At 66.9% G+C, this 20354-nt stretch carries 21 protein-coding genes; 10 read left to right on the top strand and 11 right to left on the bottom strand.

Annotated elements, in window-relative coordinates; genetic code table 11:
* The first annotated feature begins 266 nt into the window (after positions 1-266).
* From JOF46_RS05765 to JOF46_RS05755, 3 genes are read left to right on the top strand one after another with little or no spacing between them, the layout of a single operon-like run.
* Complete coding sequence (locus tag JOF46_RS05765; RefSeq protein ID WP_209906443.1) at positions 267-1229, top strand: metal ABC transporter substrate-binding protein; 963 nt, start codon at positions 267-269, stop codon at positions 1227-1229.
* A complete protein-coding gene (locus JOF46_RS05760; protein ID WP_209906442.1) occupies positions 1226-1969 on the top strand; it encodes a metal ABC transporter ATP-binding protein in 744 nt (247 codons plus the stop codon). The genes JOF46_RS05765 and JOF46_RS05760 overlap by 4 nt, the downstream gene beginning before the upstream one ends.
* A complete protein-coding gene (locus JOF46_RS05755; protein ID WP_209906441.1) occupies positions 1966-2874 on the top strand; it encodes a metal ABC transporter permease in 909 nt (302 codons plus the stop codon). Before JOF46_RS05760 ends, JOF46_RS05755 begins: the two co-directional genes overlap by 4 nt.
* Here JOF46_RS05755 and JOF46_RS05750 read toward each other — a convergent pair.
* The 3 genes from JOF46_RS05750 to JOF46_RS05740 are packed head-to-tail and all read right to left on the bottom strand — an operon-like array spanning position 2871 to position 5318.
* Positions 2871-3545, bottom strand: coding sequence for a metal-dependent transcriptional regulator (locus tag JOF46_RS05750; RefSeq protein WP_209906440.1), 675 nt, complete (start codon positions 3543-3545; stop codon positions 2871-2873). The genes JOF46_RS05755 and JOF46_RS05750 overlap by 4 nt on opposite strands.
* 58 nt (positions 3546-3603) lie before the next feature.
* Positions 3604-4359 (bottom strand): ABC transporter permease, encoded by a 756-nt coding sequence (locus tag JOF46_RS05745; RefSeq protein ID WP_209906439.1) that lies wholly within the window; start codon positions 4357-4359, stop codon positions 3604-3606.
* Positions 4356-5318, bottom strand: coding sequence for an ABC transporter ATP-binding protein (locus tag JOF46_RS05740; protein ID WP_209906438.1), 963 nt, complete (start codon positions 5316-5318; stop codon positions 4356-4358). Before JOF46_RS05740 ends, JOF46_RS05745 begins: the two co-directional genes overlap by 4 nt.
* A 417-nt stretch (positions 5319-5735) precedes the next feature.
* Here JOF46_RS05740 and JOF46_RS05735 point away from each other — a divergent pair, with 417 nt between their 5' ends.
* The gene (locus tag JOF46_RS05735) at positions 5736-7205 is read left to right on the top strand and encodes an APC family permease (RefSeq protein WP_209906437.1); all 1470 of its coding nucleotides are present in this window, start codon (positions 5736-5738) and stop codon (positions 7203-7205) included.
* A 223-nt stretch (positions 7206-7428) separates the two neighbouring features.
* Here the strand turns inward: JOF46_RS05735 and JOF46_RS05730 are convergent, their stop codons facing one another.
* The gene (locus JOF46_RS05730; protein WP_209906436.1) at positions 7429-8070 is read right to left on the bottom strand and encodes a hypothetical protein; all 642 of its coding nucleotides are present in this window, start codon (positions 8068-8070) and stop codon (positions 7429-7431) included.
* A 129-nt stretch (positions 8071-8199) separates the two neighbouring features.
* Between JOF46_RS05730 and JOF46_RS05725 the strand changes: the two genes are divergently transcribed.
* The gene (locus tag JOF46_RS05725) at positions 8200-9441 is read left to right on the top strand and encodes a hypothetical protein (protein ID WP_209906435.1); all 1242 of its coding nucleotides are present in this window, start codon (positions 8200-8202) and stop codon (positions 9439-9441) included.
* Positions 9442-9527: 86 nt separating this feature from the next.
* Here JOF46_RS05725 and JOF46_RS05720 read toward each other — a convergent pair whose 3' ends face one another.
* The 3 genes from JOF46_RS05720 to JOF46_RS05710 form a co-directional block, all read right to left on the bottom strand.
* Positions 9528-10778 carry an acyl-CoA dehydrogenase family protein gene (locus JOF46_RS05720; RefSeq protein ID WP_209906434.1) on the bottom strand — a complete coding sequence of 417 codons (1251 nt, stop codon included), beginning with the start codon at positions 10776-10778 and terminating at the stop codon, positions 9528-9530.
* Positions 10779-10819: 41 nt separating this feature from the next.
* Positions 10820-12055, bottom strand: a complete 1236-nt coding sequence (locus tag JOF46_RS05715) for an acyl-CoA dehydrogenase family protein (RefSeq protein ID WP_209906433.1) — start codon at positions 12053-12055, stop codon at positions 10820-10822.
* A 287-nt stretch (positions 12056-12342) separates the two neighbouring features.
* Positions 12343-13479, bottom strand: coding sequence for an IS630 family transposase (locus tag JOF46_RS05710; protein ID WP_209906432.1), 1137 nt, complete (start codon positions 13477-13479; stop codon positions 12343-12345).
* Between the two features lie 96 nt (positions 13480-13575).
* Between JOF46_RS05710 and JOF46_RS05705 the strand changes: the two genes are divergently transcribed.
* On the top strand, positions 13576-13917 hold the full coding sequence (locus JOF46_RS05705; RefSeq protein WP_209906431.1) for a hypothetical protein: 342 nt from the start codon (positions 13576-13578) through the stop codon (positions 13915-13917).
* Positions 13918-13945: 28 nt separating this feature from the next.
* Here the strand turns inward: JOF46_RS05705 and JOF46_RS05700 are convergent, their stop codons facing one another.
* Positions 13946-14392, bottom strand: a complete 447-nt coding sequence (locus tag JOF46_RS05700) for a MarR family winged helix-turn-helix transcriptional regulator (RefSeq protein WP_209906430.1) — start codon at positions 14390-14392, stop codon at positions 13946-13948.
* Positions 14393-14551: 159 nt separating this feature from the next.
* Here JOF46_RS05700 and JOF46_RS05695 point away from each other — a divergent pair, with 159 nt between their 5' ends.
* The 4 genes from JOF46_RS05695 (at position 14552) to JOF46_RS05680 (ending at position 17650) form a co-directional block, all read left to right on the top strand.
* Entirely contained in the window at positions 14552-15751 is a 1200-nt protein-coding gene (locus tag JOF46_RS05695; protein WP_209906429.1) for an MFS transporter, read from the top strand.
* A gap of 46 nt (positions 15752-15797) precedes the next feature.
* A complete protein-coding gene (locus JOF46_RS05690; RefSeq protein ID WP_209906428.1) occupies positions 15798-16637 on the top strand; it encodes an aldo/keto reductase in 840 nt (279 codons plus the stop codon).
* 127 nt (positions 16638-16764) lie between these two features.
* Positions 16765-17094 carry a hypothetical protein gene (locus JOF46_RS05685; RefSeq protein ID WP_209906427.1) on the top strand — a complete coding sequence of 110 codons (330 nt, stop codon included), beginning with the start codon at positions 16765-16767 and terminating at the stop codon, positions 17092-17094.
* Positions 17095-17107: 13 nt separating this feature from the next.
* Entirely contained in the window at positions 17108-17650 is a 543-nt protein-coding gene (locus JOF46_RS05680; protein ID WP_209906426.1) for a DinB family protein, read from the top strand.
* Between the two features lie 88 nt (positions 17651-17738).
* On the opposite strand, the gene JOF46_RS05675 is transcribed toward JOF46_RS05680, so the two are convergent.
* The 3 genes from JOF46_RS05675 to JOF46_RS05665 form a co-directional block, all read right to left on the bottom strand.
* Positions 17739-18377 (bottom strand): SRPBCC domain-containing protein, encoded by a 639-nt coding sequence (locus tag JOF46_RS05675; protein WP_209906425.1) that lies wholly within the window; start codon positions 18375-18377, stop codon positions 17739-17741.
* The gene (locus JOF46_RS05670) at positions 18374-18751 is read right to left on the bottom strand and encodes an ArsR/SmtB family transcription factor (protein ID WP_209906424.1); all 378 of its coding nucleotides are present in this window, start codon (positions 18749-18751) and stop codon (positions 18374-18376) included. Before JOF46_RS05670 ends, JOF46_RS05675 begins: the two co-directional genes overlap by 4 nt.
* A 148-nt stretch (positions 18752-18899) precedes the next feature.
* Positions 18900-20336, bottom strand: a complete 1437-nt coding sequence (locus JOF46_RS05665) for an MFS transporter (protein ID WP_209911615.1) — start codon at positions 20334-20336, stop codon at positions 18900-18902.
* Positions 20337-20354 lie beyond the last annotated feature (18 nt).

Below are 20354 nucleotides of genomic sequence, written 5' to 3'. Positions count from 1 at the left end.
ACTCCAACCAATCAAGAGTGGTGTATGAATGTGGATCCACGGGCGATTCTATGCCGGTGCCCGCACCACATCAATGGTTTCTTCCGGATACCGGTCGGTAGCTCGCGGAATCGCGCTCCAGGGCCCCGGATCCTGCTGCAGTTGCCCTTCGCGCGGGCACCGGGTCACAAAGTTACGTCAAGACGTACATCGATCTACGTCATGACGTAACATGGGATATCCGTTCTTTTTCACCCGCTCGACACCCCGCACCGCTTAGGACCTCAATGACGAATCCTCAACGCCTCCGTGCCGCGACTCCCCGCTGGCGCCGCAGCCTCGCAGCTACCCTCGCTGCGATCGCGCTCACCGCGACGCTTGCCGGCTGCGACTCCCCCGGCACCGCACCCGCCCAGGGCGCTTCCGACCGCCCGGTTGTGCTGACCACCTTCACGGTGCTGGCCGACATCGCCCAAAACGTCGCCGGCGACAAGCTCGAGGTCCAATCCATCACCAAGGTCGGGGCAGAGATCCACGGCTACGAGCCCACGCCGCAGGACATCGCCAAGGCCTCCAAGGCCCAGCTGATCCTGGACAACGGGCTGAACCTCGAGGCCTGGTTCGGCAAATTCGTCGCCGAGCTAGACGTGCCCCACGTGGTGCTCAGCGACGGGATCGAGGTCATGGACATCACCGAGGACGCCAACGCCGGGAAACCCAACCCGCACGCCTGGATGAGCCCGGTCAACGTGCAGCACTACGTGGCCAACATCCGAGACGCCTTCATCGAGCTGGATCCCGAAAACCGCGAGCACTACACGACCAACGCCAGCGCCTACACCGCCGAGCTCAAGGCCCTGCAGGAAAACCTGCTCGACGGGCTGGCCGGGCTGAAGGAAAACGAGCGGGCGCTGGTGACCTGCGAGGGCGCCTTCTCCTACCTGGCCCGCGACGCCGGGCTGAAGGAAAAGTACATCTGGGCAGTGAACGCCGAACAACAGGCCACCCCGCGGCAGATCGTCTCGGTCATCGAGTTCGTCAAGGAGAACCAGGTGCCGGCGGTCTTCTGCGAATCCACGGTCTCCGACGCCCCGATGCAGCAGGTCGTGCAGGGAACCGGCGCGGCCTACGGCGGCACGCTGTTCGTCGACTCGCTCTCCGAGGCCGACGGCCCGGTCCCCACCTACCTTCAGATGATCCGCCACGACTCCGACGTGATCCTTGAGGCGCTGGCCGGGGGCACCAAGTGAGCACCCCGGCGGTGGACGCTGCCGGCCTGACCGTGCGCTACGGCGAGGTCCTGGCCCTGGACGGGGCCAGCTTGCAACTGCACCCCTCGCGGATCTGCGGGCTGGTGGGCATGAACGGATCGGGCAAGTCCACGCTGTTCAAGGCCATCATGGGCTTGGTCAAGCCCGAGGCCGGAACCGTGCGCATCAACGGCGGCACCCCCGCCCAGGCCCGGAAGTCCGCGGCCATCGGGTACGTGCCGCAGTCCGAGGACGTCGACTGGTCCTTCCCGGTCTCGGTGCACGACGTGGTGATGATGGGCCGCTACGGGCACATGGGATTCACCCGCCGGCCCGCGAAGGCCGACAAGCTGGCCGTCGCCGAGGCACTGGAACGCGTGGAGCTGACCGGGTATGCGCACCGGCAGATCGGGCAGCTCTCCGGAGGGCAGAAGAAGCGCGCCTTCGTCGCCCGCGGCATTGCCCAGGGCGCATCGGTGCTGCTGCTTGATGAGCCCTTCGCCGGGGTGGACAAGAGGAGCGAGGCAACCATCACCCGGCTGCTGCGCGAACAGGCCGCGGCCGGGGCCGCGATCCTGGTCTCCACCCACGACCTGCACGCCCTGCCCGCGCTGGCCGACGAGGCGGTGCTCCTGATGCAGAAGGTGCTGATGCACGGGGACCCGCACACCGTGCTGCGCCCGGAAAACCTTGCCCTGGCCTTCGGCCTGGACGTACTGGGACGGAACGAAAACCCATGAACCTGCTGGACATCATCATCGAACCCCTGGGCTACGGCTTCATGGCCAACGCACTGGCCACCGCGGTGACCGCCGCTGCCGTCTGCGCGGTGCTCTCCTGCTGGCTGGTGCTCATCGGCTGGTCGCTGATGGGCGACGCGGTCTCCCACGCGGTGCTCCCGGGCGTCGTGCTGGCCTACATGTTCTCGGTGCCCTTCGCCATCGGTGCACTGCTCTTCGGCTTCCTGGCCGTGGGCCTGATCGGCGCGGTGCGCGACACCAGCCGGATCAAGGAGGACGCGGCCATCGGCATCGTGTTCTCCACGCTCTTTGCGCTGGGACTTGTATTGATCTCGGTGACCCCCTCGGAGACCGACCTGGGACACATCATCTTCGGGAACCTCTTGGGGGTCTCGAAGGCCGAGGTGCTCCAGATCCTCATCCTGGGTGCGCTGGCCCTGGCGGCGCTGCTGCTGTGGCGCCGGGATTTCACGCTCTACGCCTTCGATGCGACCCACGCGCACGCCATCGGCCTGAACCCGCGGCTGCTGGGTGCGGCGCTGCTGGGCCTGCTCGCGCTGACTTCCGTCGTGGCGCTGCAGGCGGTGGGCGTGATCCTGGTGGTGGCGATGCTGATCATCCCCGGGGCCACCGCGCACCTGCTCACCGACCGCTTCGGGCGGATGCTGCTGATCGCCCCGGCCATCTCGGTCGCCTGCTCGGTGATCGGGCTGTATGCAAGCTACTACCTGGACACCGCCTCGGGCGGCATGATCGTGCTGGTCCAGGGCGCGGTGTTCGCGCTGGTGTACCTCTTTGCTCCCGCGCAGGGGCTGCTGGGGCGCAGGATCTTCGCCTCGGCGCGCCGCCGCCGCACCCCGGAAGCCGGGACCCGGGCGCCGGAAGGTGCGCGAATCGGGGGCTAGCTGCGCGAGACGTGCAGTGCGTCGGCGGCCTGGCGGCCCAGCGTGATGGTTGCCGTGCCGCCGGCGACCAGCAGCTGCACCGCGTCGGAGAAGGGTGCGGCCTCGGCTACCACCAGGCCCACCCCCGGCACGACGCCCTGCGCGCTGAGGTATTGCAGCAGTTCCGGGTCCTCGTCGTTGATGCGCTCCACCACGACCCGCAGCCCGGGCTCCACGGTGCTCAGCAGCACCGCGTCGGGCACCGTGAGCACCCCGTCGACGCTCGGGATCGGGTCCCCGTGCGGGTCGCGGGACGGGTGGCCCAGGAACGCATCGAGGCGTTCGACCATGAAGTCGCTCATGGCGTGTTCCAGGTTCTCGGCCTCGTCGTGGACCTGGTCCCAGTCGTAGCCCAGGTGTTCGACCAGGAAGGTCTCCAGCAGCCGGTGCCGCCGGACCATGTCCAGGGCGTACTTGCGGCCCAGTTCGGTCAGTTCCACCGCCCCGTAGCGGGCGTGGCTCACCAGTCCCTGGGTGGTCAGCTTGCGCACCGCGTCGGAGACCGAGGAAACCCGCAGCCCCGATTTCTGGGCGATGTCCGTTGCGGTGACGGGGTCGTCGGACCATTCGGACAGGCCCCAGATGACCTTCAGGTAGTTCTGCGTGCTGATGGAAAGTTCCGAAACCGACATGTGTACGAGTCTACCGAGGATGGGGACCGCACCGTTTCCCCTCCGGCCCCGGCCCGGCTCATTGCCGCATGCGCGAACGGCGAACGGCCCACAGCGCGAGCAACGCGAAGAGCAGCGTCCATGCCACCGCGTTGGCAACAAGCACGCCCACCGAATCCGCTGCGGCGCCTTCCCCTGCCCCGAAGCCCTCGGTCAACGGGTAGCGGACCAGTCCGGCATACCCGTACATCGGGGTGAAGCGCGCGATGTCCAGCATGGTTCCGCTCAGCGGCATGAAGACGTTGCCGAAAAACGCGAAGAACACCATGCCTCCGCTGGCCACGCCCAGGGCGGTTTCCGATTTGAAGGCCATCCCGACACCCATCCCGTAGAGCGCGAAGATCCCGGAACCGAACGCACAGACCAGGAAACTGGCCGTCCAGATCCACGGGGTGTCGGCCCGTGCACCGGTCCCGGCGCCAACGGCGAAGACCAGCCCGGCGGAGCCGGTGGCCACGATCAACGCCACGGCCAGCTTGGAGGCCACGAAGCCGGAGGGCTTCATCCGGGTCAGCGCAATCTGGCGGCCCCAGCCCAGCATCGACTCCGTGGCGGCGGTCCCGGCGATCGAGGTGGTGGCCAAGGCCGCCCCGTAGGCGGCCATCGAGGCCATCACGTAGAACTTGACGTTTCCGTTCCCGGCGGGCTGGTCCCCGCCGCCAAACGTGTTCCCGAAGAGCAGGTACATCACCATGGGCATCAAGACCATGAACATCAGGTTCCCGATGTCGCGGGACTGGCGGAAGAGTTCGATGCGGACATAGGTCGGGTTCATGAGTCTTCTCCGGTCAGTGCCATGAATGCCGCTTCGAGGGTCGGCGCGGTGATTTCCAGGTCGGTGGCAGCCAGTTCATTCAGCAGCATCCGTGCCGCGGTGTCGGAGTCGGGTCCCGTCACCGAGACCCGCAGCCCGTTCAGCCGCACCGAGGACACCTGCCCCACTGCTTCCAGGGCGGCGAGTGCCGGTGCCGTTGGTCTGCCGGGAGGCAGCATGGCACTGACCACCCGTCCGCCGGTCATTTCACGCAGCTTCGCGGTGGGCCCGTCGGCCAGCACGCGGCCGGAGCCGATCAGCACGGTGCGTTCGGCGAAGTCCTGGGCCTCTTCCAGGTAGTGCGTGGCGAACAGGACGGTGCGCCCGGCGAGCGCATCCTGCCGCATGGTGTCCCAGAACGCGTGGCGGGCCGCGACATCCATCCCGGCGGTGGGTTCATCAAGGATCAGCAGCTGCGGGTCGGGGAGCAGGGCGAGCGCGAACTTCAGCCGCTGCTGTTCGCCGCCCGAGCACTTGGAGACCTTGCGCCTGGCCAGCGAGGAGATCTCGGTGCGCTCCATGACCTCCTCGATCCGGTCCTTGGCCCCGTGCAATGCGGCGATCGCCGTGACTGTTTCACGCACCGAAAGGTCGCGCAGCAGCCCGCCGGTCTGCAGCACGGCCGATACCTGCCCGGCTTCAACCGCGGTGCGGGGGTCCCGGCCAAACACCGAAACGGTGCCGGAGGTGGGCGTGGTCAGCCCGAGCATCATGTCGATCGTGGTGGTCTTGCCCGCGCCGTTGGGGCCCAGGAATGCGACGATCTCGCCGGTGCCCACGCGCAGGTCGATTCCGGCCACGGCTTCGATCCTGCCTTGGTTCGTGCGGAACGACTTGTGCACTGCGTTCAGTTCCAGTGCCGTGCGGCTCGACGGAACTGCACCGGTAGAAACCGATTGCCGTGCGGAGGTAATTTTCATGTTTCAAGTCTGTCCCCTTGGGCCTGCCCGCAGAAGACCCAAAGATCATGAATCGTCCATGACAGCTGTGATGGCCAACGGCACCCGCAAACAGCCGCGGGCGTCCTCACCCACCTGCACCACCAACGCGTCGGCACAGCGCCCCCGCGAGGCACTCCCGTCGGTTCCGGACCCCGAAGACCATGGGCGACACGTCACATTTCACAAATGTGTGGCACTTCACCGCCGGCACAAAACTGCTTTGAGCGTGCGTTGAGCGGCCCCCGCAGAGCGCCCAATGGAACGATGCATGCGGCGGGGCCGACCGCATTGGGCGCAGACACAACGGGCAGGGCCGTGGTCGGCGATCTGCACATGGATCTGGATCACGTCATTCAGACATACTGCACCGTTGAAGGCACGAAGGAGTGACCACTTATGACTACAGATTTCAAGCCCCAGTCGGGACCGGCGAACACGCTGGCCAAGACGCTGGGCAACCGCGACGCCCTCGCCCTGGGCTTCGGCGCCATGATCGGCTTCGGCTGGGTGGTGCTCACCGGGGGCTGGCTCTCCAGCGCCGGGACCATGGGAGCGATCCTCGCCATGCTCACCGGCGGCGTCATCATGGCCATCGTCGGGCTGACCTACGCCGAGTTGACCTCGTCAATGCCAAAGGCGGGAGGCGAGCACAACTTCATCCTGCGTGCGCTCGGCCCCCGTCCGTCGTTCATTGGTTCCTGGGCCATCACCGGCGGCTACGTCACCATCGTGGCGTTCGAGGCAGTGGCGCTCCCGCGCACCATCGAATACATCGTTCCCGGCCTGAGTCGGATCCCGCTGTGGACCATCGCCGGGTACGAGGTCCATCTCACCTGGGCGCTGGTCGGCGTGGTCGCCGGGGCATTGATCACGTTGATCAATATCCTGGGCGTGAAGCAGGCCGGCATCGTGCAGACCTTTACCGTGATCTTCCTGCTGCTGATCGGTGCCCTGCTCCTCTTCGGCTCCGTCACCGGCGGCAACACCGAGAACATGTTCCCGATGTTCAACAACGGGGTCAGCGGCTACTTCGCGGTGCTGATGGTGGTCCCGTTCCTCTTCATCGGCTTCGACGTCATCCCGCAGTCTGCCGAGGAGGTCAACATCCCGCCGCGCCAGGTTGGCAGGCTCGTGGTCATCGCGGTCGTGCTGGCCACCATCTGGTACGTCATGGTCGTGCTGACCACCGCCTCGGCGATGCCGGCCAGCGAGCTGGTCAAGACCGACATCGCCACCGCGGATGCCATGGGCGCACTGTTCGGCTCCGACATCATGGCCAAGATCCTGATCGCCGGCGGCATCGCCGGCATCCTGACCTCGTGGAACTCGTTGCTGCTGGGCGCCTCGCGCCTGGTCTTCTCGCTGGCCCGTTCCGGCATGCTGCCGGCATGGTTCGGCGCCCTGCACCCGAAGTTCCGCACCCCGCACAACGCGCTGCTGTTCATCGGCGGCATCTCGATGCTTGCACCGTTCTTCGGCGTCGAAATGCTCGGCTGGCTGGTTGACGGCGGCGCACCGAGCATCATCATTGCCTACTTCCTGGTGGCAGTGACGTTCCTGGTGCTGCGCAAGCGCGAACCGCAGATGGATCGTCCGCTGCGCATTGGAGGCAAGGGCAAGGGCGGCATCATCATCGGCATCGCCGCCACGGTGCTGACCCTGGCACTGTTCTCCCTGTACATGCCGGGCATGCCCGCCTCGCTGTCGTGGCAGCCGTGGCTGATCTTCTTCGTCTGGTGGGGCATGGGCGCCGTTTTCTTCTTCAAGGTTCCCGGCGGCATCAAGGCCGGCATCGACGCCGAGGAGCAGGTCATGGAGATCGTCAACGCCCGCAAGGCCAAGTCCAAGTCCAGGTCCAGGAAGTAACACCCGGACATCGCACAAGCCGCGGGCGGGCACCGGTGATCCGGTGCCCGCCCGCGTTTGGCTACGCCCTGGCTTGTTCGCCCAATGCCGTCGGGCGAACCGAACGCAGCCCGTCGTAGCGGCTGAGCCGCTTGAATCCCTGGGCACCCCACAAGTCATCGACGTCGTCCATCGCCAACTCGGGATCGACGTAACGAACATCGACCAGGCCCAGGGTCGCGGCCTACTCAAAGAGGAGCGCCATCAGGTAGCGCATATCCACTGTCCGCTCGAACTCGATGTGCCCGAAGCCCAGGCTGCCGTATTCGGGCTCGCCGATGTACAACTTGTAGGCGGCCCGTTCATTGCGCACGGTGCTGAAGCCCGAGCCGAACGGAAACAGGGCGTTGAATGCGGGCTCGATCGGGGTGAAATCGCCTGTGTCCAGCACCTCGAGGACATCGGCAGCGTTTCCCCGGCGGATCTTCAGGCTGGAGAGGGTGTTGGTCCGCTTCTGGCCCTTGATGGCCTCGAGCCGGCTGAGCTCGTCAATCACCCCGCCGCGGATCCACCTGTCCCACAGCCCCAGCAGGACCTCGTCCGGGTCCTTCTTGATCGCCGCCCGCCCCCGGGCGGTCAGTTCCAGCTTGGTCCCGGCCGCCAATCCACCGGCCTGCAGCAGCAACGGCCAGGCAAAGGCGGAGATGTGTTCCCCCGGGTAGAAGTCGCCGCCGGGCAGGATCTCGGACAACAGGCGCATGGTCGCGGCCGAGGGCTTCTTGGTGGCGGCGCTGCAACGCACCTGGCCGCCTTCGACCAGGCGGAGCATCGCACCGAGCTGTTCCCGGGCACGGTCCAGCGTCTTCAATTCGATTTCGGCGCTCATGTCATCCACCATCCAAATCTCCCACGAGACCGCCCGCCAAGTCCACGCATTCCCGTCCCTTCCCGGGCATCGATCCGTTGTACTGTGGTGAGCAGTTGCCCGCCCCCAACACCGAGAATGCGAGAGTCCGTGTCCAAGAAGAAGAAACCCACCTCCCACAAGGCCAAGCAGGGGCACCCAGCACGGGCCGGGGCGGCCGGGCACATCATCAGCATCGACGAGTTCCGCGCACGCACCGGCGGGGACCAGGTGGCTGCGGGGTTCATGAAATGGGTGCGCGCCAACACCTCGCTGCCCGAGCTGGGCGACCCGCTGCCGGTGCTGCGGGAATTCCTGGAAAACTACCTCGTTGCCGCCAAGACCCAGGTTGCCACCGAGCTTCATCCCTTCGCCACGCGGGTGGCCCTGGGCAAGTACTTCTTCGACCACCCGGAGGAGGACTTCGGCTTCGTCCTGCAGGTCGTCATGGGATACCTGCTGTATCTGGACGACTCGGACCTCTGGAGCGGCAGCGACCGGTTGTTCGACGAGGTGCAGGAAGAGCTGCTGGAAACCGCGGACGAGCAAACCGAGGCCGAACTCGACGACCGGGTTTTCGAGGTCCCTGCCCTGTCCCGCGCCAAGACGCGCGATGCCCTGCTGGCTCTGCCGCTGGCAGCGCACCTACAGGCATTCTTCGTATGGTTCGGGGACAAGCGCGACGTCACTTCCACCGGCCTGCTCACGCGCAAGGACATCGAGGGCGCATCCGCGGCCCTCGGCGTTGCGGCGCGGGGAGTCGGTGCCATCTCGGATGATGCCGACCTCTATGAGGATGCACCCTTCCAGGCGACCAGCGCGCAGCAGATCCCCCAGCTTGACCTGTTCTGGGAAGCGCTGGTGCGCATCGGCATCATCGAAGTGGGTTCGCGGCGGGCGACCATGAACCGCCCCCTGGATTCCCTGTCCGGGGCGGCTCGCGAGGACATGCTGATGCACCTGGTGCGGGACGTGGCGTTGAGCCTCTACATGCAGTTCATTGCAACGGCGGCCGGACTTGAGGACGACGAGGACCCGGAGGACACCGACCTCTTTGGCGACCTGGTCTCGTCGGTCCTCCTGGATTCCGGGATCGACGAGGGCATCGAGGCCAAGGAACTCGCTGTGGCCCTGGCGACGCTGGAGGATGGCGGCCTTGCCGAGGTGCCGCTCACCCAGCTCGCCCTGGACCTGATGGTTGAGGAAGGCCTGCTCGAACGCGACACCCACCTGCGCGTTCCTTCCGTGCTCAAGAAACTCGTGGCCTTCGCCGTGGCCGAGCCTGCGGGCCTCGAGGTCAGCTACGAGGACCCCGAGGACGAGGACCTGGCCTACCTGGGCGCCGAAGACTAGGTCCACCGCGCCAAGACGGGCGGGAAGGGCGCGCGGCTGCGCACCCCTCCCGCCCGTCTGCGTTTCCCAAGTGCCCGGGCCCGTGGCTACTTGCTGCCCGTTGACCCGCCCGAGGCACCGATGGCCCAGATGCGCGGCAGCGCCCGGCCGTGCACCGAGTGCGCGCCGATGACCCGCGCCTTGAACACCCAAGGGTTGTGGTTCCCGGCGGTGCGGGCGTTGCGCCAGTGCCGATCCAGGTTCCTGGAAACGCTGGTCGCCGAGGCCGCCAGCGCATCGAAGGCGTGCGAGATCGCGTTGACCACCAGTGGGGTCAGCACCACCTGGGCCTGCGCGGTGGCCAGCTCCGCCGCGTCATTGGCGGCTTCCTCGGCCGCCAGGTCGATGTCCCCGGCGCGCAAAGCCAGGGCCGCCTCGTAGGCGCCCTGCAGGGATCGGGCAGCGAAGTCGACCGTGGCTGCCGCGGCAAACGCGACGGCCGAGACCTCGCCGATGACCTGCAACAGCTGCGGGTCCTCGTTGGCCGACGCGGCGGCCCCGTGGCTGAAGGTCCGCGAGCGGGCTGCCAGTTCGGCGGCGAAATCGCGTTCGGCCGCAGCGGCGCTGCCTGCCAGCACCGCCAGCAGCACGCCCTGGTAGAACGCTGTCTGGTACTTGAAACGGCTGTCGAAGTCGATCACGTGCCCGGCTTCCACCACCGCGCCGGTGAACGTCGCGGTGCCCGTGCCGGTGGTGCGCTGCCCGAAGCCGTCCCAGTCATCGGCCAGTTCCACGCCGTCCTGGTGGGCCTTGACCACGGCGATGACTCGTTGGCCGGTGTCGGTGCGTTCGGCGTAGGTGTCGATCCAGTCCGCGAAGATGCTGCCGGTGGAGTAGTACTTCTGCCCGGTCACGGTGAAGCCGCCGTTTCCGTCGGGCACCACCTTGGTGTTGACCTCGCCCAGGGCCACGGTGCCGATCTCGGTCCAGGAGTTGCCGACCAGCTCGCCGGCGACGAAGCGCTCCAGCCAGGCATCGCGGCCCGGGCCAACGGGTGCGACAAGCCGGTCCTCGACGAAGGCGAAATGCCCGCGCAGCGCCTGGGCGATGTTGGGATCGGATGCGGCCAGGTCGGTCAGCAGCGCGAAGAGCTCGGGCAGCGTGGCACCTGCCCCGCCGTGGGAAACGGGTACGCGCAGCGCACCGAAGCCCAAGGCGGCCAGGTCCTTGATCTGTTCGCGGGCCAGGGTGCGGGTGGCGTCCCGTTCCGAGGCGCCGGCGGCGATGTTGGCAAACAGCGGTGCGAAGCGTTCGCGCAGTCGCTGCAGTCGCGGAGGGTTCAGGGTCGTGGTTCCCATGTCGGGTGCTCCTCTTCGTGGTTCGGGTGCGGGTGCGCGGTTTAGGTGTAGAGCGAGAGCGGGGCGTTGGTTCCGTGCAGGAAGTATTCCCCGACCTCGATCTTCTTGTAGTCCACCGGGTCATGCAGCGAGTGCGTGCGCACATTGCGCCAGAACAAATCCAGTCCCACGTCGTTCTTGGTGGAGCTGGCTCCGGTGACCTCAAAGACACGGTTGGCCACCTCCAGGGCCACCTCGGTGGCGACGACCTTGAGCTCGGCGATGGCCACAGCAACAGCCCCGCGCTGCGACGCATCGAGTGCGCCGGCGCGGCCCACCTCGGTGTCGAAGCGGCGGTTGAGCTTCTCGGCCAGGGCTCCCACGGCGGCGGTGCGTGCCTTCAGCTCCCCGATGGTGCGCTGGAAGACCGGGTCCTGGGCGTAGCTGCCGGCCGCGGAAAGGAACCAGGTGTTCTTGCGCTCCAGCAGGATCCTGCGTCCGGCCGCCAGTGCGCCCTCGGCGATGCCGAGGTAGAAGTTCCCGAAGGCCAGCTGCAGCCCCGGGGTCAGCAGCGTGACGATGGGATCGGGCGTGATTTCGCCCAGCACGTCCTCGGGCGCCACCAGCACGTCGTGGTACTTCACCGAGCCGGAGGCCGAAAGCCGCTGGCCCAGGTGGTCCCAGTCCCCGAGCAGTTCCAGTCCCTCGCGGGTTCGTTCGAGCACGAAGGCGATAATCTTGCCGTCCTTTTCCCCGCCCGACACCGCGGCATTGATGACGATCACGTCCCCCACGGAAGAACCGGTGGAGAAGCGCTTGAGCCCGTTGAGCCGGTAGCCCCCGTCAACCGCGGTGAGGGAAAGGTCCGGGTCAACGGGGTTCACCGAGTCGCCCCAGAGCCAGCCTTCGGCGGCACTGCGGGCGAACCATTCCCCCTGGGTCGCAGGATCGGCATAGAACGCGATGCTGGACTGGTTGGCGTAGTGGTAGGCCAGCAGCTGGGCGATCGACCCGTCGGCCGCCGCAATGATGCGCACCGCCGCGAAGGCCGACTCCCAGTGTCCGCCGGCCCCACCGAATTCGGCCGGGACCAGCAGGTTCAGCAGCCCCGAATCCCGCAGCAGGCCAACCTCGCTGAACGGGTCCTGGTTCGCGGCGTCGCGGGCCAGCGCATCAACGGCGAGGGCATCGGCAACCGTGCGGGCGATGGATGACCAGTGTTCAAGTTCGTTCTCGCCGGCGTTCCCGTTCCATGGGGTGCGGGGAAGAGCGTCGGTGTCAAGGGCGGTGGTGCTCATGCGGGTGGGCTCCTTCGAAGGTTCGCGTCGAATCAATGACTTGACTCTAGGAACCGGGAAGGGGGTTGCGCATCCGGCCCGTCACCGACCGAAGCACGTTGTCATGAAGCGTCACCGCCACCGCCGGAACGCCGCCTCGTATGCCGCGGGAAGTCACCGGGCGTCATCGAGCGGACATGCGGGCACACGGAACGTCACGGATCTTGCCCGAGCTCGCCGATGATGCGGCGGGGTTTGGCGTGAATCGGAAGGCTGGCTAGTGGTCATTAACCCAAGTTCGTCGGGGGTCAGGCGGCAAGCCCGGGTTCGTGCGCGGCCAGCCGGTGGAGGTAGTCGTTGAGGTCGTGCCGCGTGTACCTCCAGTCGAAGGGGTCCGCCGTCGCGTTGTAGCGTTCCTGGAAGGCCATGATCCGCTCGGCCAGGGCGTCCAGGTCCGGGAAGTCGGCGCCGGCGATGGCCCTGCGCTGCAGGATGGAGAAGTAGATTTCCACCTGGTTCAGCCAGGAGGCGTGCACCGGCAGGTGCACCAGGGTCGCGTTCGGCCATGCCGCGGACATCCGGGCGATGGAGGGGGCCCGGTTGTGCGAGGACCCGTTGTCCACGACCCAGAACACCCGGTGGGCCGAGGCATACGGTTCGGCGGCCATCACCTGGCCGGCCAGCGCCATGAACGGCGCGATGCCGGTGCTCGGGGCGATGGAACCCGCGACCAGTCCCCGGTGCACGTCGTAGGCGGCGAGGTAGGCCAGGGTCCCGCCACGGGAGTATTCGAACTCGATGCGCGTCGCCCGTCCCGGGCCCGGGGCCAGGGACGGGTGCCGGCGGTGCAGGGCCTGGATTTGGGATTTCTCATCCGCGCTGACCACATAGTCCTCCGGGCCCAGCGGTTGCCCGTTCCAGGTGCGTGCGTAGAGGTCAAGGACGCGTCCGGCCTTGGCCGCGAAGTCGGGGTCCCGGGGGAAGATCCAGGAGCGGTGCTGCCACGGCTTGATGGCGTCCTGATCCAGCCAGCGCCAGATGGTGGTGAGGCTGATGCCGTCGACCAGGTGCTCGGCCACCGCCAGGTCCCTGATCTCACCGGTGGTCATCCTGGACAACGGCAGGTCCTTCTCGGTCGGAGGGGTGCAGGCCAGCGCCTTGATCCCGGCGACCTGCACCGGGGTGAAGACCCGTGGGCGCCCGGAGCGGTGCCGGTCTTTCAGCCCGCGCATCCCCTCGGCGGCGAAGCGCTTGCACCACTTGCGGACGGTGTCCACGTGGATGCCCAGGGCCGTGGCGATCCGGGCCAGGGGTTCCCCGCGGGCCGCGGCCAGGATGATCCGGGCGCGCTCCACCTCCCGGTGGGGCCTTTTGGAGCCGCGGGCGCGGTATTCCAGCACCCGCTGCTCGGCGGGATCCAGATGGATCGGAAACGGGGATTTCATGGCCATGTTTCCGTTATCCACCCCGCACCGCCCCGTCGTCAACCAGGCCGCCGGGAGGCGGGTGCAAACGGAGGAAAATGGGGAAGAATACGAACCATGGCCGTGATCCCCGACTCCACGAAGACCTCCCTCGAGCAGCGCCTGCTGATCCGGGCGAGGGAGCGGTGGCCGCAGATCCGCGACATCGAGCTGCGGTTCAGGGGCCGTTTCGCCTATGTCGATGCCCGGACCGCCGGGGACGCGGAGCCGACGATGCAGAAGCTGTGCCGGCTGCGTTACGGCGGATCGGCGCATGTCTGGGGATTCGCGATCTACCGCGCCAGCCACGACGACTACGACGATTCGGTGCTGCCCAGCGGACTTCCGCTGGGCAGCGCCGAGGAAGCCCTCGACACCGCCTGCGGCCTCTACTTCAATGACCCGACCGCCTGGACCTGAACCCCCGACGAACTTGGGTTAATGACCACTAGGCGTTGGGGTCGGGCGCGACCGCGGTGACCAGGTCCTGCAGCTCCGGAACCCGGGCGGCGTTTTCGAGCGCTTCCCTGAGCACCGCATCGTGGGTCGGGTGGGCCTCGGCCCACAGCTGCTCCCCCGCGGGCGTGAGCTCGGTATAGATTCCGCGGCGGTCATCCTGGCACAGGATGCGGGTCAACAGGGCACGGTCCTCGAGCCGGGTCACCAAGCGGGTAGTGGCACTGGAAGACAGTGCGGCGGCGCGGGCGAGCTGGGCCATGCGCATGTGCCACCCGTCCTGCCGACTCAGGGCATCGAGCACCGTGAACTCAACGACTGACAGGCCATGCTTGGCCTGCAGGGCACGCTCAAGCTCACCTTCGATGAGGTTGTGGAGCGCGGCGAGCGTGCGCCAGCCCTGTGCACGGACCTGCACTGCGTCGTCCTTGATCCCCATGGGTGATGCTCCTCTTGTTTTCCGACCCTTCAAGCGTAGCACCTTGCGCTGATATAACGCGTGTGCAATCATTGCGTTAGCAAGTAGTTGCAGACGCAACGAATGATGCGGGGAAACCCTCCGCACCTTCTTTCAACCCTCAGACACCGAAGGTTCACCATGCCCATAGCTCTCTACGCCCTTGCCCTGGGCGGTTTTGGAATCGGCCTGACCGAATTCGTCATCATGGGCCTGTTGCCCGAGGTTGCCGCGGATTTCGGGGTCACCGAAACCGTCGCCGGCTACCTCATCTCCGGCTACGCCCTCGCCGTGGCCATCGGCGCCATCATCCTCACCGCGCTGCTCAACCGGCTGGACCGCAAGAAATCCCTGCTGTTCTTGATGCTGCTGTTCATCATCGGAAACCTGCTCAGTGCCACCGGCCCGAGCTACGAGCTGGTCATGGTCGGCCGCGTCATCGCGGCACTGTGCCACGGCGCCTTCTTCGGCATCGGTTCGGTTCTCGCCGCCGACCTGGTGGCACCCAACAAGCGCGCCGGGGCCATCGCCTTCATGTTTGCCGGATTGACCATCGCCAACGTGCTCGGCGTCCCCTTCGGCACGCTGCTGGGCCAGGCCACCGGCTGGCGCTCAACCTTCTGGGCCATCACCGCCATCGGCATCATTGCCTTCATCGGCCTCATTGCCCTGGTCCCGGGCAACCTGGCACGCTCCCCACGCACCGGAATCTTCGCCGAATTCGGCATCTTCCGCAGCCCGCAGGTCTGGCTGTCGATGCTCGTGACCATCCTGGGCTACGGCGGCATGTTCGGCGCCTTCACCTACATCGCCTTCACGCTCACCGGGGTCAGCGGATTTGCCGCCTCATCCGTTCCCTGGCTGCTGGTGCTCTTCGGCGTCGGCCTGTTCGTGGGCAACATCCTCGGGGGCCGCGCCGCGGACCGCAACCTGGCCGCCACACTGATCACGGTGCTCTCAATCCTCACCGTCGTCCTGGTCGCCTTCGCGCTGACGGCCGGCAACCAGATCGCCACCATCGTCGCCCTGCTGCTCATGGGCGGCATCGGCTTCGCCACGGTACCGGGCTTGCAGATGCGCATCATGAACCACGCGGCCCACGCACCCACCCTCGCCTCGGGCGCGAACATCGCCGCGTTCAACGTGGGCAACGCGCTCGGCGCCTGGGTCGGCGGCCTGGCCATCGCCGCGGGCCTGGGCTACACCTCCCCGCTGTGGGCCGGAGCGGGGATCACCGCTGCCGGATTGGCGGTCATGCTCATCGCCACCCGCATGCCCGGCGGCGAACATGCCAAGGCCAAGCCAAGGGTTTCCGAACGCGCTTCCGCAAGCGTCGGCTAATACCCACTCCAATCGTCTTTCACCACACAACCCAAGGGCCACCACCATGAACACCGCAACAAACACCATCCCCACCATCACCCTCAACGACGGAACCAGCATGCCGCAGCTGGGCTACGGGGTCTTCCAGGTTCCCGACGAACAGACCACCACAGCGGTGTCCACGGCGCTGGAAACCGGGTACCGCAGCATCGACACCGCCGCCATCTACGGCAACGAGTCCGGGGTCGGCAGGGCGCTGGCCGCATCGGGACTGCCGCGCGGGGAACTCTTTGTCACCACCAAGCTCTGGCTGGCCGACCTGGGCAGGGAAACGACCCGTGGCGGGCTGGCCGCAAGCTTGGACAAGCTGGGCCTGGATCACGTGGACCTGTACCTGATCCACTGGCCGGGCACCGACACCGAGGCGTACCTCGAATCCTGGCAGGTGCTGGAGGAACTGCGCGCCGAGGGGCTGACGCGGTCCATCGGGGTCTCCAACTTCCTGCCCGAACAGCTCGAGCGCGTCATCGGGCTCGACGGCACGGTGCCGGCTGTCAACCAGGTGGAGCTGCACCCGTTCCTGCAGAACCGCGAAACCGCCGCGGTGAACCGCGCCCACGGCATCGCGACCGAGGCCTGGAGCCCGCTGGCCCAGGGCGCCGTGCTGGATGACCCGGCGGTACTGGCAGCCGCCGCTGCCCACGGGGTGGGCGCGGCCCAGGTCATCCTGCGCTGGCACCTGCAGCAGGGCAACGTGGTGATCCCGAAGTCGGTCACGGCCTCGCGCATGGCCTCGAACCTGGAGCTGTTCGGCTTCGACCTGGACACCGCCCAGGTCGCCGCCCTCGATGCGCTGGAGCGCGACGGGCGCACCGGCCCGTTCCCGGGCACCTTCAACGGCTAGTTCCACTCACCTTCCACCGCTTCCCGGACCACTGCGCTCCGGGTCCGTCTTCTGTGCGGGCCCGGGGTGCCGGTGTTCCGTGCCACGTTGCGCTGCCGCTGGATGCGAAACGCGCGATACTGAAGACATGGAACTAGTTTTGCTTGTGATCCCCGGATGCCCGAATTCAGGCACCGCCAAGGAACTCTTCGACAGTGCCCTCGGGCTCGAGGGCATCACGAATGCGGTCGAGGTTCGTGAAATCACCACCCAGGACCAGGCCGAACGATACGACTTCCACGGCTCTCCCAGCTTCAGCCTCGACGGCACCGACCTCTTTGCCTCCGCTGCCGCACCGGCCGTGGCCTGCCGGGTCTACCCCACGGCCTCGGGACTCGCCGGCCAGCCGGGGATTGACGACCTGCGCCGGGCCATCCGGGCGGTCCTCCCGGCACCTGCACCCAACGCCCGCGCCTAGCCAAAAGGCAGTCATGGACCAGGACCGGGAACGCATCCTCGCCCAGTACGCCCGCGCCGAGCACCAATTGCGCGACTGGTTGGCACATGCGTCCCCGTCCGACCTCGGCCGCTCCAGCAACGGGACCCGTTGGAACAACGAGGAACTCCTCTTCCACATGGTCTTTGGCTACATGGTGGCACGCGCCCTGTTGCCGCTTCACCGGGTGTGCTCCCGATTGCCGGCGCCAGTGTCCGCCGGATTCGCCGCCGTCCTGGATGCCGCAACCGTCCCCTTCGATGCCGTCAATTTCTGGGGTTCGAAGGCCGCGGCCCGCTTCTACAACCGGCACCGGATGGCCGCAAAGCTCCATCGGGTCCTGGCGGTGCTGGGCAGGAAGCTCGCGGCCGAGTCCCCTGCCTCACTGGCCCGCGCCATGCCCTTCCCGACCCGCTGGGACCCGTTCTTCACCCGGGGCATGACCCTGGCGCAGCTCTACGCCTACCCCACCGATCACTTCGACTTCCACGCCGGGCAGCTGGACCTGCCCCGCGGGCCGGACCCCGGATCTTCCTGAGGCCTTTGCGCACGAAAAAGCCACCCGCCGGCACGTTGGGACACGCGTCGGGCGGGTGGCTTTTGCTTGTGGCCGTGGCCCCGCGGACCTAGGTGGAAGCCGGGTCTTCAGCGCCGGGTGCGAACTGGGCCAGGGAAATGGCCAGCGCCTGCTCGAGTTGTTCGGGGGTGGCAGTGCCCGATTCGCGCACCGTCTCGCCCCAGGCCCGAACCGAACGCTCGGAGAATGCCAGTGCCTCGGGCGAAAGCGCGGCCGCGGCGGGGTCCTCGGCCACGATTCCATCCACGAACAGTCCCAGGGCCAGGAACATTCCGTCCCAGCCCGGACCCACCCACAGTGCCCCGGCACCGCTTTGGGCCATGGCCAGCGGGACGGTGTGCTCCAGCTCCAGGGTCGTGGTGCCGGCCTCGCCCGCGGCAAGGCGCAGCTCGACGAGGCTGTCGTCGCCACCGAAGGTGACCCTCAGGCGAGCGGGCGGTGCGCATTCCAGGATCCGGCCCCCGGCATTTCCCTCCAGCTGGAAGGTGCCACCTTCATGGAACTGACCGCTGACCGGAAGGAACCAGCGCGGGATCCGCTCCGGGTTGGTCAACGCGTCCCAGAGGTCGGCGGGATCGGATTTGTAGGTTCGGCGCGCCAGGACCGAGACGATTTCACTTCCGTCTACTTCGGTCCGCCGGGAGACCGTCCGGTCGATGGCACCGATCTGGGTTGCAATGTCGATCATTGTTGCTCCTCGGGTGGGTTCTGTGGGTCTTCGGTGGCCGAAGCGGCCAGCCGCCGTTCTCGTTTTCCGCGGGCGATCTCTGTTTCCAGCGCATCCAGCGGCTGGTCCCAGAAGTGCCTGAAGTCCTCGAGCCAGGTGTCGATCTCGCGCAGCGGTTCGGAGGCAACGGCGTAGAGCCTGCGGGTTCCCGCGGCCCTGACCGAGGCGAATCCACTTTCCCGCAACACCTTCAGGTGCTGCGAGACCGCGGGTTGGGTGATCCCGAATTCGTCCCGGATGCGTCCGGCAATGGCCCCGGAGCTTTGCTCTCCGTTGGCCAGCAGCTGGAGGATACGGCGACGGGTCGGGTCGCCCAGGACTTCAAATGCATGCACGTTCCCATACTACAACTCCCACTTATATAAGCAAGAGCTTAATCAAGGTTTTCGGAAACCCGCCTTGCCGGGCACGGAAAAGCCACCCGCCTGCACGTTGGGACGCGCGCAGGCGGGTGGTTTTTGGTGCGGATGGCGCTCCGCGGGACTATGCGTCGACGAGCTCCTTCTTGTCGTCGTCCGAGTCCTTGGCAGCCGGCGCCTCGGCGTCCGGGTTCTTCCCGGTCCAGGCGTGGCCCTGTTCGTCATCCAGGTGCGTGGTCTTCTTGTTCTTCAGCGCGAAGACGTAGACCAGCAACGAGATGGCGATCGCCACGGTGACATAGGTGAAGAACAAATCCACGCGGTCGGCCTTCTGCAGCGCGGCGCCGATCAGCGGAACGGTGCCGCCGAAGAGCGAGTTCGCGATCGCATAGCCCAGGCCCACGCCGAGGGCGCGGATGGAGGCCGGGAACAGTTCGGCCTTCACCAGGGCGTTGATCGAGGTGTAGCCACCGACGATGACCAGCCCGCCCATCATCAGCAGGAAGGCGTAGACCGGGTTCTGGGTTCCGGCCAGCATCGACAGCAGCGGCCAGGTGAAGAGCACACCGGTGATGCCGAACCAGAGCAGCAGCGGCTTGCGGCCGATCTTGTCCGAGATCATGCCGTAAACGGGCTGCAGCAGCATGAAGATGAACAGCGCCCAGAAGTTGATCAGCGAGGTCTGCGTCTTGGGGATGCCGGAGGTGTCATTCATGAACTTCAGGATGAAGTTGGTGTACGTGTAGAACGCGACGGTGCCGCCCAGGGTGATGCCGATGCAGACCAGCAGCGGCTTCCAGTACTGGGTGAACAGCAGCTTCATGGTGCCCGGGCGTGCCTCGCCCGCGGCGAGGGGCTTGTTGGCCGCGGCAACCTGCTCCGCGGACACGGTTTCCTCCATGGTGCGTCGCAGCCACAACACCACCAGGGCGGCCACGCCGCCGATGGCGAACGGGATGCGCCAGCCCCACGCGGTGAGCGTCTCGTGGTTCATGGTGTTTTGCAGGATGACCAGCACCAGCAGGGCCAGCATTTGGCCGCCGATCAGGGTCACGTACTGGAAGGAGGAGAAGAACCCGCGGCGCTTGGAGGTCGCGGCCTCTGACATGTAGGTGGCGCTGGTGCCGTACTCCCCGCCCACCGAGAAGCCCTGCAAGAGGCGCACGAAGACCAGCAGGACCATGGCCCACATGCCGATGGCTTCCTGGGTCGGCAGGATCGCGATGGCGAACGAGCCGGCGCTCATCATGGTCACCGACAGGGTCAGCGCGGCCTTGCGGCCGTGGCGGTCGGCGTAGCGGCCGAAGAACCAGGCACCCACCGGGCGCATCAGGAACGAGGTGGCGAAGACGGCCATCGCCTCCAGTCCTGCCTGCAGCTCGTTGGTCGAGTTGAAGAAGTGCGACTGGAAGTACGCGGCGAATACCGTGTAGACGTAGAGGTCGAACCACTCCACGAGGTTTCCGGCGGATCCCTTGAGGATGTTGCTCACGGCCTTGCGGGTCGCGGCTGCCTCGATCGGGTCCTTGACGCGGGCGCCGCGGCGCGGCGCCTTCTTCATGTTGTCCAGGGCGGCTTG

Source organism: Paeniglutamicibacter psychrophenolicus (genome assembly GCF_017876575.1).
GTDB classification, from domain to species: domain Bacteria; phylum Actinomycetota; class Actinomycetes; order Actinomycetales; family Micrococcaceae; genus Paeniglutamicibacter; species Paeniglutamicibacter psychrophenolicus.
Note: the sequence above shows the minus strand (reverse complement) of the source record. Positions and strands in the feature narration are given on the sequence as shown.